Origin of the sequence: Clostridium sp. AF12-41, assembly GCF_003461685.1 — a bacterium.
Taxonomy (GTDB): domain Bacteria; phylum Bacillota; class Clostridia; order Lachnospirales; family Lachnospiraceae; genus Otoolea; species Otoolea fessa.
On record NZ_QTXO01000002.1, the window covers coordinates 352104 to 368522 of the forward strand.

Genomic DNA, 16419 nt, shown 5'->3' on the forward strand with positions numbered 1-16419 from the left:
ATCAATACGCGTTTTTATTTATAAAGCCCTTAAAAACCGTCAAAAACATGATTTTAAAATCAAATCCCAGCGTCCAGTTCTCGATGTAATACAGATCATGCTCAATCCGCTTCGTGATCGAGGTATCGCCCCGGTAACCATTGACCTGTGCCCATCCGGTCATTCCCGGACGCACCTGGTGTTTGATCATATAACGCGGAATCTCTTCCTTGAATTTTTCAACGAAAAACGGGCGTTCCGGGCGCGGTCCAACCAGGCTCATATCGCCCTTCAGAACATTAAACAGCTGCGGAAGCTCGTCAATGCTCGTCTTCCGGATAAATCTTCCAATCGGAGTCACACGCGGGTCTCCCGGCGTCGTCCACTGGCTTTTCTCCTTTGCCGCCGACTGTACCGCCATCGAGCGGAACTTATACATCTTAAACGGCTTATTGTGAAGTCCCACCCGCTCCTGACAGAAAATGACCGGTCCCGGCGAAGTCGCCTTTATAAGAATCGCCGTCACCAGCATCACCGGTGAAAACAGGATGAGCGCCATCATGCCGCCGACCAGATCCATCGTCCGCTTCATCGTTGCGTTGAGCAGATTCGTGAGCGGCACATGGCGGATGTGGATCACCGGAAGTCCCTGCAGATCCTCCATAAACGGACGGGTCGGGATAAAGTTATAATAATCCGGGATAAATTTCGTATGCACACCCGATTTTTCACAGCCTGCCACGATTTTTTCCAGTTTTCCATACTCCTGGATGCTCAGGGTGATCGCGATCTCATCCAGCGTATTGAGCGCCAGAATCGTATCCAGATCGTCAATTTTGCCGATCACGCGCACTCCCTTATATTCTTTGCCCCACTCCTCATGGTCATCCAGAATACCGCGGATTTTATAGCCCCACTCCGGGTTGACATTCACACGGTCAATAAATCCTTCCGCTGCCCGGCTGTAACCGACCAGAAGCAGATGCTTCTGGTTATATCCCTTCGACCGCATCGACCGAAGCGCTATCCGCAGGATATTCCGCATCAGAATCTCAGCAAAGAGATTGATGCCAAAAAACAAAAATACCATCGGACGGGAGAAGTTGTGGAAATACTCATTTTTACCGCCCAGGTAAAGCATCAGTGAGATCACCAAAAGACCGATGATGTTCGCCTTAAAAATATTGGCTAACTCCACCCGTCTTCCCTGAACCCGTTTGGGCGTGTAAAGATGAAAAAATGCGTATAAAATCAAATAAAACGGTACAATAAGAACGCCAGCCGCCAGATAGACGACTGCCATTGCGCTCTTATTATGCCCTGTTACATTAAACCACGACGTTCCATTGACGATAAACCACGCAAGTGCGTAGGCGCATGCAATGACACATGCGTCCAGCACTACGTGGAAATGGTTCAGCCGTTTCTGGTTATCTTTTATCATAGTATATCACCTGAATTCAGATTAAGCTCCCGGACCTGCCGGACCGCCGGGGCCTGCTGCATCGCTGTTTCCGGAATTCCCCGGATCCTGAATCTCTGTGACCGGGCTTTTCACACCGGAATTATCTGATGCACCCGGAGAAGTCTTTTCACTGGATGCCGCTGTCTCTGCCGCTGTCGTGGTTGTAGATCCCGGTTTTGCAACGGAAGACTTCGTCTCCGATGTGCTGCCTGGTCCGGATAAAGAATCATCCGCCTCGGTTGTCTTATCCGTATGATTTTTCTTGCCGGGAGTCGTCGTTGTTCCTGGTCCCTTACTGCTGTTGCTCTTCGACTCTTCTTCCTCCCAGTCAATCCAGTCTTCATCCGGATCAAAGATCTCGTCCAATCCGATCGAGCTCTCGCTCTCGCCCTTCTTGGTCTCATCCCCGCTCTCGTCATCCGACTCGTCCGAAGCACTCGTCGATGACTTCTTAGCGGCATCCTTCGCCGCTGCCTGCGCGGCAATACGGCTCGCCCGTTTCTTGATAAACGTCTGGGCGCTGACACCCTGATCGACCGGAACATGACCAATCAGCTTCGCATTCGTCGTAAGCCCCGTTACCTGCGCGATATGGCTGCTGTACTCCTTAACATTAGACGGAACCTGATAATCTTCCTCATCAAACAGGAACTTATGAAGCTCTTTTACGTTGTACTCCAGTGTCTGCGGGATAACGCAGTCACCGATCTTTCCAACATCCTGCTCACCTCTGGCTGCCGGGAATCCCGCGGTCTCACCAATATGGAACTTCGCGATATTGCGTGCCAGCGGAATCAAATCCGTAATATCAACATTGGTTGCAAGCTGCGGCATGATCGTCTGAATCAGACAGTTGAGTGTCGCCCAGTCTGCATTTTTTGCCTTATCAAAGGCTTTCTGAAGAATAATTCTCTGACGCTCGGTACGCGCATAGTCCGTATCTGAATAACGGATACGTCCGTATGCAACTGCCTGGATACCATCCAGATGTACATTGCCCGCATGGGTCAGCTGATGAGAACCGATACCAGTCTCCTTTACGGTCTCCGTGATGAAGGCATTGATCCAGGAGAACTCTGCATCACTCAGCTCGACATCTACACCGCCCAGAATGTTGATGGCATCCGCAACCGCTTTCCAGTTGAACGTCGCATACTGGGTAATGTTAAGACCCAGGTTCTTATTCAGCGCCTTAACTGCCTGCTCCGGACCGCCCTGTGCGTAAGCGGCGTTGATCTTATTATAAGAGTTTTTATCGTTGATATTCAGATAACTGTCCCGGAATACCGATACAAGGCGGATCTCACCCGTCTCCAGATTGATATTGGCAATCATGTTGACATCCGCGTTCGTACCTTTTCCGACATTCATCTGCCCGTGCTCACTTCGCGAATCGACACCGAAGCACGCCACGGTCATGTAGCCCTTCATATCATCGATCTGTTCCTGGGACAGATTGACGTTCTTAACCTGGTCCTCGTTGAAATCAATCTTCTGCATAGAACCGAAGGTTCTGTGATACATATACCAGAACGCACCGCCCAGAATCATCAATATAATCACGACAATCTCCGCCGCAATGATCATATGCTTTCTGTGGCGCGCCGATTTACGGTAATGGCTGCCGCGGCGTCCCGAACTCTTTTTTCCACTTCCAGCGCTCTTAGGACCGCTGTAGCCGGAACGTACTGAACTGCTGCCCGCCTCACCTTTTCTCTGGCTATTTTCGACTGTACTGCTGACTCTTCTGCGGCTGGTGCCGGAAGCAGAACTGCCGCGCGAAGAATACCCTGCCTGACTGGCACGGCTGCTTCTGCCCTCGCGGCGCGCCCTCATGCGCTCCAGCTCATCATCCTCATAATTCATAAGCTACCTCATCTTTCACTTGCTTGCTGCCGCTCAGACATTGTCTGATAAGCAGCCTTTCTCCGTGTTGCATCTGCTAAACCATGACCGTTCACACATCGCGCAAACTCTAAGTTACTGTCCACACATACGCGCCCAGTAACAACTCTAACCTTTTCCTCACGATTTATCAGATGCTGCTTTTTTCTCGATCTGTCTCACAGCAAATTCATAGACATAGAGAAATGTCCCAGCTAAAAGTTCCAGCTCTATCGCCAGATAATTTTTAAGCCGTTCCGGGCGGTACGCCACTTTTTTACACTTCTTTGCCGTCCGTATGCCTTCTTTCAGACCTTCCAGATAATCTTTTCCAAACCCGAGTTTCCTGAAAAATGAATATTTCACGAAAATCCCCGCTGCGATCGGAATCGCATTTATGATAAGCTGTAAGCACGGCATATTTTTATAATTCAGATACACATTGTTGCGTGCCGCCAGCTTAACCTTGAATGAATTGTACTTGGAACCGCTGGTTCCGCTTCCGACGTGCCATACCAGCGCCGCCGGGCAATATATATTGTCATAACCCGCAATCCGGGCTCTATAGCCCACATCAATATCTTCCAGATAGGCAAAATGCATCTCATCGAAATAGCCTATCTCCTCAAATACCTCTCTCCTGTAGATCGCTGCGCCCGCGCACGCCGAGAATACCCGGCTTGAACGGCGGTAATGCGTAAGATCCCGTCCCACGCCGCGCTGGTACGCCCAGCCAAGCAGGGAATACATATCGCCTGCATCATCCAGCCTGTCTGGATGGTACATCTGGATCATCCGGCTGCTGACGGAAAAGATGCGCTCCGACTGACCGATCGCACGCACCATCTCCGCCACGAAATACTCGTCCACCCGGACGTCATTATTTAAAAGCAGCACATACGGTGTGTCTGCCGCCTTGATTCCGACGTTGACTGCACCGGAAAATCCCGTGTTTTCCGGCAGGAAAATCGTATCGATCTGATGTTCCTTCAGCCACTCCACACTTCCGTCCGTCGAACCGTTGTCCACCACCAGTGTCCGGAAATTCGGATACGTCTGTGCATTCAGTGAACGGATGCATTCGTCCATAAATTTCAACCCATTATAATTGGGAATAATAATTGTCGTTGTAATCTCCATCCCGGGTTATACCTCCAGATGATACGGTTCTCCGATTTTCTCTTTTTTCAGATCCCTGAGGGCGAAATTGGACTTCCGCAGCGTCAGGTTCGGATTGTAGTAAGGATCTCCATCTTTAAGGATCTCCGGCCAGCGCTCCGAGAAAATCTTGATCTCCCTGTTAAAACGTGCCACCTTCTCCGGCGTATCCTCCAGTCCTCTTGACTTCGACTCATAATGATACAGCAATGCGTACGGATTGTAAACCACTAAATGATTTGATGCCCGCACTTTCATGCAATAATCGATATCGTTAAATGCGACCGCCAGCTTCTCCGTAAAGCCGCCGACCTCATCAAAGAGCACTTTCTTTGTCATCAGGCACGCCGCCGTCACAGCGCTGTAATCCTGTGTACTCATCGCACGGTGGAAATAGCTGTTTTCCGCCTTATGAAGCCCGATAAACGTATGCCCTGCGATGCCGCCGAAACCAACCACGACGCCCGCATGCTGGATCGTATCATCCTGATAGAGCAGTCTCGCGCCAACTGCGCCGACGTCCTCCCGCTGGCACAGTCCCAGCATCTCCTCGATGAAATTCTCCGCAATCAGCTCGGTATCATTATTTAAAAACAGCAGATATTCGCCCTTTGCGAAGGTCACGCCGAAGTTGTTGATCGCCGAATAGTTAAACTCGCGCTCCCAGGTTACCACATGGACATTGGAAAATTCCTTCTGAATCTTTTCATAGTATTCAAAGGTTTCCTTCTCCGTGCTGTTGTTCTCTACAATGATAAACTCAACATTGCGGTACGTTGCCCGCGTCTCAATCGCCCGCAGGCATAGATCCAGATCCGTATGGTGATCCTTGTTCGGAATGATGATCGATACCAGCGGTTCTCCCTGAATTTTATATACAGAGTGATAAATGCCGTAGTCCACACCTTTTTCCACGCGCTCCGCCTCGATACCGACGCGTTTATAATGATCCATGATCGCGCGCGCACCCGCATCAAATGCGTACAGCTTGCTCTCCGGGTTGCTCGCTGTCGAATCCTTGTGGCAGCGCCAGTGATACAGCACCTTCGGGATATGGCGGATCTCCTTCGCCTTCTCCGTACAACGGAAAATGAAGTCATAATCCTGCGCTCCGTCGTATTCCTGACGGAAGCCGCCCACCTGCGCTGCCAGATCGTGGCTGACTACAAACAGATGGCAGATATAGTTGACGCTGCAGAGCAGATCGATATTGAAATCCGGCTTAAAATGCGGATCAAACAAAGCGCCGCCGTCCATATCCAGCTTGTCCTCATCCGAATAGAAGCAGTCGCATCCCGGATGTTCCTGTAACAGTTTCGCACACTCATAGAGCGCATTCGGTGTCAGCTTATCGTCATGGTCTGCCAGCACGATATAATCGCCGGTCGCCATATCCATTGCTGCATTCGTATTGCCGGAAATGCCCTTATTTTCGCCTAAAATTACGTATTTAAAGCGGCTGTCCTTCTTCGCATACTGCTCCAGCACCCGCTCGCAGCTTTGTCCTGCCGGACTGCCGTCCGCCACGCAGACCTCCCAGTTTGCGTATGTCTGTTCCGCGATCGAATCCAGCATTTCCCGCAAAAATCGCTCTGGTGTCTTAAATGCCGGAATCACGATCGAGAATTTAACCGGTGCGTCAAACGCCTTTTTCCTCTGCTCCTCCAGCTCCTCCGCCGTCGGCTTCGTCAGTGAATACCACTCGCCGTAATCGTAGTCATTGTCAATTCCCTGCAGTTTGTGCTTGGATTTTACCAGCAGGGCTTTCAGACCGTTTTCCTTCCAGAAATCCAGACAGACCCGCACAGTCTCCATGTTCATCAGATCGCGGATCTTCTGCATCCGCTTGTGCGCCACACTGCTGCGCTTGCGGATCAGTTCTTCATTATATTTAATGCGGATTTTGCGGCCCTCGCCTTTTGCGATCAGATAATAATCTTTTCCGCGCTCATACGGGAACTGGATATCAAATCCAAGCTCTTTTTCTACCGTTCGCCCAAAATAAATCTGGCTGACGTCGTCGCGGCGGGTCGCCACATACTGAAACCGGATCGGCTGATGTGCCCCATCTTCAACCTGATAGGTGATCTCCGTTTCCGGCGTCTTTCCGATCGCCCAGCCATTGAGCTGAATCGAATTTTCACGAATCCGAACTACATCGACATTACATTTCATGCTGTTTGCCCCCAACTTTTTTTACCGGTGTATCAAAATTCAGCCGCTCTTCCTCCACTACCAGTGGACGCTTCATGACTCTCGAATTGATCGATAAAATATACTCTCCCACCAGACCGATGAAAAAGATCTGAACCGACCCTAAAAAGCACATTCCAATCAGAACCGGCGCCATACCAGCCGGAAAATCATACCAGTGAAGCAGTTTCATCACCAGATATACAATCGCCACGATCATACTGATCGCCGCGCAGATACTTCCAAATATCGTCGCCAGGCGCAGACCGACCTTCGTATAGGAGGTCACACTGAGCATCGCAGCATCGTAGAGCCGGTAAAAATTGTTGTGTGTCTTGCCTGCGCGGCGCTGCGGCTGGATATATGGGATCTCCTTGCGCTTATAACCAAGCTCCGCCACGATTCCGCGCAGAAACGGCGTCGGATCGTCAAGCTCCCGCAGAATCTCAATAAAATCGCGGTCATACAGACCCGAACCGGTAAAATGCTCAATCTGCTCGACATCGGAGAGTTTCTTTATCATCTTGTAATAGCAGCTCCTCAGCGCATACATGATCGGGTTTTCCTTGCTTCCCGTCTTGATGCCGATGACAATCTTGTAGCCATTTTCCCACTCATGGACATATTTCGGGATCATATCGACCGGATCCTGAAAATCTGCCACCATGCTGATCACGCAGTCGCCGGTACACTGTAACATTCCATAATACGGGGAATTGAACTGTCCAAAGTTTTTGGCATTAAAAATTGCCTTGATCCGTGGATTCTCGCTGCAGATCTTCCGAAGAATCGGGCGCGTCTGGTCCGTCGAATCATTGTCGATAAAGACAAGCTCATAGTCATATTCCGGCAGATCGCGCTCCAGCGTCTCCACAACCGCCTCGCTGATCGGACCTACATTCTCTTCCTCGTTGTAGCAGGGAATTAATATACTGATTTTTTTCATACTTTTCTGATTCCTATTAATTTGCTTTTTGTTTAAACTCTTCTGTTTCGTTCCACCAAATTTCGAACACAAAAAAAAGAGAAAGCCGCTTCGGCTATACTGCCTTTATTTTAAACGTCTTTCTCTCTTTTGACAACCTACAATTTTCTTAACGATTTTTGGCTGCTTCGCTATTTACTTGGCATAAACTGATAAAATATGTCCAAATATTTACCATTCTCTCCCGTCACTCTGCACAGAGGGCAGAAAAATCATTTCTGAAAAGCTAGAATTCTCTTCATTCCTTCTTCAAAATATACCTGTGGCTTCCAGCCAACCACCCGCTCCATCTTGCGGATATCCGGGATTAGATTGACGATTCCCTCTGCATTCGGCGGGCGGACGCCAAATTCCATGCTGCCCTGCCTGCCGCACAGCTCATAGACCGTCTCGACAAACCCGCGCAGCGGTCCTGTCTCATCCATCGGACCGCCCAGATTGTAGACACATCCGTGATCCGTGAGATTTCCCGCATATTCTGCCAGATCCGCCAGAGCGCGCCCCGCATCGTCAATATACATGAAGTTCCAGAGCTGCGTGCAGGCGGTCATCGTCATCTTCTCCCCTGCCCGGAAGACCCGGACACAGGAGGAAAGAAGCGACCACGGGTGATCACCCGGTCCATACGTGCTGAAAATCCGTGCATGCCCGTAATCCAGTCCCAGTTCCCGGCAGAGCACTTCCGCCTGCTGCCGTACTGCCAGTTTCGCGCGTCCATACGGGGAGGTCGGCTCGCAGACCGTCTCCTCGTCTGTCAGCTCGCTCTTGACGCCATACTCCGCCTGCGAACCTGTAAAGAGAAACCGCCGGCATCCGAGGTCTTTCGCCACGCGGACGGCATTCAGCGCGTCCTGCACGCTCTCCTCCTGGACTGACTCATTTTTCCGTGAATCACTCCCTGCACCGCGCCAGCCCATATGGAGAAACACATCGCATCCGCCCGGAATCCGTTCCGGCAGTTTCGAGAGATTCCCCAGATCCTCCTCCAAAATCGTGAGTCCCTGCGGAAATTTTCCATTTTCCCGCAGCAGATCCGCTTTCGTCGAATGTTCCCGCAGTACGGCGTATACCTGATGTCCGCGATGTAACAGCTCGCGCACCGCCCCCAGACCTACAAAGCTGGTGGCGCCTGTGACAACTATCTTCATTCTATCGTTTCCTTTACTATTTTTTAATACGCGGAATCAGCATGATACGGTCCATCTCCTCGTCCGGCAGGAATGGGGACAGATCCTCCAGCGGCGGCGATACAAGCGTTCCGTCCGGCAGTCTCTTCGCCGCGGACTTTGGCTCAAAGTTCTGATCCAGCGTTACAAATACCTCGCAGATCACCGGACCGTCCATCGCCAGCGTTTCTTCTACTTTCTCGCCCAGCTCCTTGTTTCCATGAATCGATACATATGGGAATCCATACGCCCACGCCAGCTTTTCCATACTCGGGAATCCAAGATCGCCGCTGTCCACGCCGATACCGATGAGCGGCTCGCCGAAGAAATTCTTCTGGGTCTGGCGGATGGAATGGTAACCGCCGTTATTGATAATGAAGATCTTGATCGGCATCCGGTGGCTGACAACTGTCTCAAGCTCCTGTAAATTCATCTGAATACTGCCGTCTCCGGTGATCAGGATAATATCCTGGCTGTGATCTGCCACGCACGCGCCGATCGATGCCGGAAGTCCGTAGCCCATCGAAGCGATGCCGGAGTTCGAGATAAATCTCTGTCCCTTTTTCACAATATTTGCGTGTCCACACACAACATTTGCAGATCCATTCCCCACAACCACGATCTGGTTCTCATTTAAACGGCGGCTCATCTCATACGCAAATGCATATACGTTTGCCTCTGTCTCCGTGCCGCCGTTCATGTGCTTCGGCAGAACCACCGGATAATCATGCTTCCAGCCCTGGCAGATACGCAGCCACTCTGCCTGCGCGTCCTTGTACTCCTGCGTCATCGAAGCCGCGCCGTCCGCTTTTCCTTCCTCCGAAAGAACCTCGTCCATCACGGTCAGAAGATCCTTCACATCCGCGTGAACCGGCATGTCCACATGCAGAGTAGGCTTTTTCAGCTCTTCTGCATCGATATCATTCACAATCACATACGCCTCGCGCGCCCAGGTAGTAAAACGGTAACCGACCTGGCGAAAACTCAGACGGCTTCCGAGCGACAGCACCAGATCGCTATTCTGGATCGCGAAGTTGCCCGGGCGATCGCCGACGTTACCGCCTTTTCCGATGTACAGCGGGTGTTCGTCATAAATACAGTCGATGCTGTCCGCGCCGGTCACAACCGGGATTCCCAGCTTTTCAACCACGCGCATGAAAACATCGTGCGCCGCGCCGATACGGATACCATTTCCGGCATTGATCACCGGACGTTTGGAGGTGCGGACTTTCTCGATGATCGCACGCGCCGTCTCCTTCGTCACACGTGCCGGAAGTTTTGCACGAAATTCACCTTTTCCGGCGGTATCCTCCGGAATCTCGGACGCGCTCTCTGCCGCCCAGCCGGTTCCGCCCGCCTCATAATCCTCCGGATCAAAGCCGATCAGATCGTCTGTCTCGATCATTGCCGCCTGCACATTCAGCGGAATATCCAGCCAGGTAGGACCCGGACGACCGTTGTAAGCCAGATACAGGGCTTTTTCCACACAGAAGCGGATACGCATCGGATCGATCACCATCTCACAGTATTTTGTCATATTGGCAACCGATTTGGTGATATCATACTCCTGATCGCCCATCGCGCGCAGGTGAAGTCCCGTGCTGCGCGCTGTCGTGTCATAACGCACCTGTCCGGAAATGACAAACATCGGGATTGAATCCAGAAATCCGCCCGCAACGCCGTTCATCGCATTGATGCCGCCAGGTCCCGTCGTCACGCACACTGCCGCAATCTTGTTGTGGATGCGGGCATACGCCTCCGCTGCCATCGCACATGCCTGCTCATGATGATTGTAGAGGCAGTGAAGTCCTTCCTGATGCCCCAGCGCGTCATCCAGATGCATCGCGCCGCCGCCCGTGATCATAAACACATCCGTGATGCCGGATGCGAGAAGCTTTTCTGCTATATAATTAGAAAGTTTCTGTTTCATTTTGATTTCCTCCTGAAAATACCTTGTCAAGTGGTCATATTATACCACACATATTTCTTTTTTCATAGCCGACACGGCATTTTCCCAACTCCTTACATTTTTCTTATGCTATCTTGTATTTCTCCTATTTCTTTTCTATAATAAAGGTCAGCATCCGGTTCACATCGGTATGCCTGAATCGTTACGGTTCAGTTTACTTTATGTAACTGCTTTATCATACAGAGGAACGTCTTATGAATCGATTAGCACAGGAAAAAAAGGTCTGCGCGCTGATTCCGGCGCGGCTTAATTCGGTTCGCTTTCCGGGAAAGGCATTGAAACAGATTGATGGGATTCCAATGGTTGTGCGGGTTCTCGCGGCGGCGCGGAACAGCGGTGTATTTGATGCCGTTTACGCTGCGACCGACAGCCCTGAGATTGCTGCTGTTTGCCAGACATATGGATTTGAGGCGGTTTTTACCTCCCATTCCCATCAGAATCCGACCTCCCGCATTCAGGAGGCGGTGACGATTCTGGAAGATTCCAAGTCTGCTTCTTCGCGGAAATTTGATTTTTATGCGATGATCGGCGGGGATGAACCGCTTCTGACACCGGAGATTCTGCAAAATTTTATGGAGCAGGCGCTTACTGTTATTACCTCAAAAGAAAATGTACAGCGTCCATTTCTCATCAATGCCATGGCAGATATCCCGAACGATGCCGAGACAGCCGATCCATCCAACATAAAAGTAGTCTGCCGCCCGGACGGCACAGGGCTTTACATTTCCCGTGCGCCAATTCCATTCCGCAAGGGGACGCTTGACGAACCTTCCCGGAAATTTGTGAGTATCGGGCTTTATACGCGGGAATCGCTCGATTTCTTCTGCCAGAGCAGACCGGGCATTCTGGAACAGATCGAGGGCGTGGATTTGCTGCGTTTCCTCGAATATGGGAAAACGATCCTATTTCTTCCCATCTGCGGATATACGCTTTCCGTAGACACCCCCGCCGACCTTGAAACAGTACAGGCGATTTTACACAGGAGGACTAGCACCCTATGAATAAGAAAACATACCGCGGCGTGATCTTCGACCTCGACGGCACGCTGCTCGATACATCCGAAGGCGTCTTTGCGAGCGTGCGTCACACGGTAGAAGCACTTGGAAAACCTGCCCTCGACGAGGCGACACTCCGCACCTTTATCGGACCGCCCGTCAAGCTGTCGCTCATCCGCCTCTATGGACTGGACGAGGACGCCGCGAACCACGCAACCGAGATTTTCCGCACCCAGTACAAGGATCACGACCTGCTGAAAGCCGAGCCATACGCCGGTATCAAAGACCTGATCCGCGCACTCCGCGCACAGGGCTGCAAGATCGGGGTTGCCACCCTGAAACGTGAAGATTATGCGCTGACTCTGCTGGAACATTACCATTTCACAGAACTCTGTGACTCCATCTGCGGCAGCGATTTTGCCAGCAAAATGACGAAGGCTGACGTTCTGCACAAGTGCTTAAAAGCTTTGGAGTTGTCTCCATCCGAGGCAGTTCTTATCGGTGATACCTCTTCCGACGGAAAAGGTGCCAAAGAGGCAGCTGTCGATTTTATGGCAGTCACCTACGGCTTCGGACCAGATACCGCGGAGGCATGGCAGGAATATGCGCCAGTTTATACGGCAAAGGATACGCATGATATCGGGGCGTTTCTGGGAGTCAATTTTTAAAATTACAAACATAACAAGAGGACAAACATCATGAAACAAGTCAAATTACTCGACTGCACTCTCCGCGACGGCGGCTACGTCAACGACTGGGAGTTCGGTCACGACAATATTGTTACTATTTTTGAACGTCTGATCAGCGCGGGCGTGGACATTCTGGAAGTTGGTTTCCTGGATGACCGCCGCTCCTTCGACCGCAACCGCACGATCATGCCGACAACCCAGTGTGCCGATCAGATTTTCGGCAAGCTGGACAAGGGAAATACAATGATCGTCGCCATGATCGACTACGGAACCTGCGATATTTCTAATTTAAGCCCGTGTTCTGATTCCTACATCGACGGCATCCGCGTCATTTTCAAAAAACATGTGATGCATGAGGCGATCCAGTTCTGCCACGAAGTCAAAAAACTGGGCTACAAAGTGTTTGCACAGGCGGTTTCGATCACCAGCTACTCCGACCGTGAGCTTCTGGATCTGGTTGACCTTGTCAACGATCTGGAACCGTATGCGATGTCCCTTGTAGACACCTACGGTCTGCTGCATCAGGATAACCTGCTGCACTATTTCCAGCTCTTAAACTACAACTTAAAACCATCGATCGCGATCGGCTACCACTCCCACAATAACTTCCAGCTCGCATACTCGAACAGCATGGAAGTCTTACGCGAACCGGCAGACCGCACCGTTTTAGTTGATGCCACCCTGTACGGCATGGGAAAAAGCGCCGGAAATCTTCCGATCGAACTCATTTCCATGTACATGAACACCGTATTCGGACGCAATTTCAATGTCAGCCAGATGCTCGAGGCGATCGACATCAGCATCATGCCGTTCTTCCGCAAGAGCCCATGGGGATATAACCTGTTCTTCTATATTTCCGCCTCCAACAACTGCCATCCGAACTACGTCCGCTTCCTGATGGATAAGCACACCCTGTCGCTTAAATCCATCAATACGATTCTGGATGCGATTGAGCCGGAGAAAAAACTGCTCTACGACAAAGATTACATTGAAACACTGTACCGCAGGTATCAGAGCACAGAATGCAATGACGAAGCCGATATTCAGGCATTGAGTGCTTCCTGGAGCGAGCGCCCGCTTCTGCTGCTCGGTCCGGGAAAGAATCTGGAACTGGAAAAGGAGGCAATTCTTTCCTATATTAAGGCGCACAATCCGATCACAATCTCCGTCAATTTTATCCCGGAGGGAATTCCTATCGATTATGCGTTCTTAAGCAATTCCAGGCGGTATGTCCAGCTCAACAACCGCCTGCTCGAGCACGCCGACGCCCAGGGACGCCCGGTGCGCGTCATCGCGACCTCGAACGTGACGAATGTCAAAGATACACATTTTGATTATACCTTAAACTATAATTCCCTGATTGACCAGAATGCAGAGATCATCGATAATTCCTTTGTCATGCTGCTGAACGTCCTGACCAAAACAAGCGTCCACCACGCCGCCTGCGCGGGATTCGACGGATATACGGTCGATGGAGACAACTACTATAATTCCGCGATGGACTACCGGATCGCGCGGGAAAAATCACAGAGTATTAACCAGTATGTGATAGATACGCTGGAGAGGCTGGCAGGAACGCTGACGCTGGAGTTCCTGACGGATTCGAAATACGTAAAATAAAAAATTATATTTTCATATAGAAAAAGGGGTGTTCCAGCTGGTTCACCCCTTTTTCCACATCTCTCCACCCTTTCCAGCAACGCACACTATCTTTTTACGCATAATCCCCGTATAATAAGCCCCGTAATGCAGCGATGGATTTTCGCATTTTCAAAAAGGAGAGATTATACCATGCGTAAGCAAACTAAAACTTTAGCTGTTTTATCCGCTGCGGCTTTGTTCGCGGCTGCTGCACCTATAATGACAAATACGGGAACTTACAGAGTTCTGGCGGCTCAGAGCGGCTGGACAGAGGAAGATGGTCGTCTTTATTACTACGATGAGGACGGCTATAAAGAGACAAACACATGGAAAAAGCGGAATGGCGACTGGTTTTATCTCGATGAGGAAGGCGAGATTGCTACCAATCAGAGAGTCGATGACTATTTCGTCAACGATGAGGGGCACATGGCAAAGAACCAATGGGTTTCGGCTGAAAATGAGATCAGCTACGACAGCCCGGATTCTCCGGACGGCGGCTCCTGGCTCTATTTTGGCAAGGACGGCAAGATTGTAACTGCCAAATGGATGAGCATCAACGGAAAAACCTACTATTTCGACGAGGACGGACTGATGCAGACCGGGCTTCTGGAGCTGGACGGACAGACCTACTACCTCGGCGAGGAAGATGACGGCGCCAGAAAAACCGGATGGATTCTGCTGGAAACCATCACGAAAGACACCGACGATGAAGATATCTGGTGCTATTTTGACACCGAAGGACGCATGATCGTAAGCCAGATGGACCGCAAAATCGACAATGGCTACTACACATTCATCGACGGCCAGATGCAGACAGGCTGGATCAATGTCGCGGAAGCTGGCTTTGTAAGCTCCAGCACACCTTCAAACGAAGCAGCAACAACGGACAACTCTGCCACAGACACTGTCAGCTTAAACGATTTCCGCTATTACGATCCGGAAAATGGCGGACGCCGGGCAAGCGGCTGGTACACCATTGAAGGGGCACCGGGCATCAGCGAAGAAGAAGAGCCATTTTCCTTCTTCTTTAAAAACGGAACTGCTTACTTTGCCGAGAAGGATCTTGCTATTTTCACCATCAATTCCGAGCGCTACTGCTTCAACGAGCGCGGTGAAATGCAGACCGGGCTTCAGAGCCTGAAACAGGCGGATGGCAGCTTTGCCTCCTACTACTTCGGCGACGACGGCGTGATGCGTACCGGCAAGCAGACTATTTACAATGATGATTTAGAAGAAAACCAGATCTGGTATTTCCAGACCAAAGGTTCCCTCAAAGGACAGGGCTACCATGGAGAGCGCGATAACCAGGTTTATGTAAACGGTCTTTTAAAGAAGGCGGATCCGGAACTCCGCTATGAGCCGGTTTCCATCGGTGAAAAACGCTACCTGGTAAACACCAGCGGCACCATCCAGAAAGCAACCTCTTCCTCCTCTTCCGCTTCCCGTCCGGAACTCGGAAAAGGGTTCAAGGATATCAAAGACAGCAATGATACTGCCTGGACAGTTGACACATCTGGAATCATCCAGTAAAATATAATATTGCATCCGTTCAAATACCGCAGGACACTTTTGTGACACCGCGGTATTTTTTCTGAAAGATGTCTTTTTTTATCGTTTTAAAAATTTTTTTGGAAATTTTTAAATTTTTTTCTAAAAACCAGTTATAATGTTCCCGATTAAAACGTATTATAATAAAGGGGATGTTTTCATTTTTCTCCCAATGACTCAACTCTTACTTCTACGGAGGCAACTCTATGCGTGGTTTAAATGTTTATTGCTGTCCAAACTGTGGACATTATGGATTCTTTCAGCTCGTTGCCAATGCGGTGTGTCCGCATTGCTCAATCGCCATGACTCCTCTTCCCATTCCGTATCAGGATTTCATGGACTTAGACTATCCACAACGGCAGATCCTGATTTCCAGACACATGATTAATGCGGCAAGCCCTTTGGATTCTAAAGCCAAACAGGCGAACAAGGCTAAGGCACCAGGGCAGACAAAGCCATCCGGCCGGAGCAAATCACCGGATGATGCAAAATCGTCGGATCAAAATGCAGCACCTGATAACACCAAATTGATGACAGATCATTCTGCAGCACCGGGTAAAACAAAATCATCTTCCACTTCCTCGAATCTCCATCCGGATATCTCAAAAGATTCCGACAAGGAAACTCTCTATCAGGAAGTATTGGCGCTAAGAGAGAAAAACGAGCAGCTGGAGCAGACGATCTCCTGGATGCATGATTTAATCTGGAAATTGACGCGCCAACTGCATATTACATAGAGTACATAAA

General features: G+C 50.3%; 12 protein-coding genes. 5 read left to right on the forward strand and 7 right to left on the reverse strand.

Going from position 1 to position 16419, the window contains the following annotated elements; genetic code table 11:
- Position 1: 1 nt before the first annotated feature.
- The 7 genes from DWV73_RS05155 to DWV73_RS05185 all read right to left on the reverse strand — a co-directional run bounded on the left by DWV73_RS05155 (position 2) and on the right by DWV73_RS05185 (position 10760).
- Entirely contained in the window at positions 2-1423 is a 1422-nt protein-coding gene (locus tag DWV73_RS05155; protein WP_107001458.1) for an undecaprenyl-phosphate glucose phosphotransferase, read from the reverse strand.
- A 21-nt stretch (positions 1424-1444) separates the two neighbouring features.
- The gene (locus DWV73_RS05160) at positions 1445-3310 is read right to left on the reverse strand and encodes an LCP family protein (protein ID WP_107001457.1); all 1866 of its coding nucleotides are present in this window, start codon (positions 3308-3310) and stop codon (positions 1445-1447) included.
- 159 nt (positions 3311-3469) lie between these two features.
- Positions 3470-4468 carry a glycosyltransferase family 2 protein gene (locus tag DWV73_RS05165; protein WP_022359149.1) on the reverse strand — a complete coding sequence of 333 codons (999 nt, stop codon included), beginning with the start codon at positions 4466-4468 and terminating at the stop codon, positions 3470-3472.
- A gap of 6 nt (positions 4469-4474) precedes the next feature.
- A complete protein-coding gene (locus DWV73_RS05170) occupies positions 4475-6661 on the reverse strand; it encodes a glycosyltransferase family 2 protein (RefSeq protein ID WP_117796035.1) in 2187 nt (728 codons plus the stop codon).
- On the reverse strand, positions 6651-7625 hold the full coding sequence (locus DWV73_RS05175) for a glycosyltransferase family 2 protein (RefSeq protein ID WP_107001455.1): 975 nt from the start codon (positions 7623-7625) through the stop codon (positions 6651-6653). The genes DWV73_RS05170 and DWV73_RS05175 overlap by 11 nt, the downstream gene beginning before the upstream one ends.
- Before the next feature lie 251 nt (positions 7626-7876).
- Positions 7877-8812 (reverse strand): NAD(P)-dependent oxidoreductase, encoded by a 936-nt coding sequence (locus DWV73_RS05180; RefSeq protein WP_117796036.1) that lies wholly within the window; start codon positions 8810-8812, stop codon positions 7877-7879.
- A gap of 16 nt (positions 8813-8828) precedes the next feature.
- Positions 8829-10760, reverse strand: coding sequence for a thiamine pyrophosphate-binding protein (locus DWV73_RS05185; RefSeq protein ID WP_107001453.1), 1932 nt, complete (start codon positions 10758-10760; stop codon positions 8829-8831).
- Positions 10761-10993: 233 nt separating this feature from the next.
- On the opposite strand from DWV73_RS05185, the gene DWV73_RS05190 reads away from it, so the two are divergent.
- From DWV73_RS05190 to DWV73_RS05215, 5 genes are all read left to right on the forward strand, one after another.
- On the forward strand, positions 10994-11800 hold the full coding sequence (locus tag DWV73_RS05190) for a 3-deoxy-manno-octulosonate cytidylyltransferase (protein ID WP_107001452.1): 807 nt from the start codon (positions 10994-10996) through the stop codon (positions 11798-11800).
- Complete coding sequence (locus tag DWV73_RS05195) at positions 11797-12462, forward strand: HAD hydrolase-like protein (RefSeq protein ID WP_022359155.1); 666 nt, start codon at positions 11797-11799, stop codon at positions 12460-12462. The genes DWV73_RS05190 and DWV73_RS05195 overlap by 4 nt, the downstream gene beginning before the upstream one ends.
- Positions 12463-12492: 30 nt before the next feature.
- Entirely contained in the window at positions 12493-14103 is a 1611-nt protein-coding gene (locus tag DWV73_RS05200; RefSeq protein WP_117796037.1) for an aldolase catalytic domain-containing protein, read from the forward strand.
- 171 nt (positions 14104-14274) lie between these two features.
- The gene (locus DWV73_RS05205; protein ID WP_117796038.1) at positions 14275-15654 is read left to right on the forward strand and encodes a cell wall-binding protein; all 1380 of its coding nucleotides are present in this window, start codon (positions 14275-14277) and stop codon (positions 15652-15654) included.
- A 224-nt stretch (positions 15655-15878) separates the two neighbouring features.
- The gene (locus DWV73_RS05215) at positions 15879-16409 is read left to right on the forward strand and encodes a hypothetical protein (RefSeq protein WP_107001448.1); all 531 of its coding nucleotides are present in this window, start codon (positions 15879-15881) and stop codon (positions 16407-16409) included.
- The last annotated feature ends 10 nt before the right edge of the window (positions 16410-16419 follow it).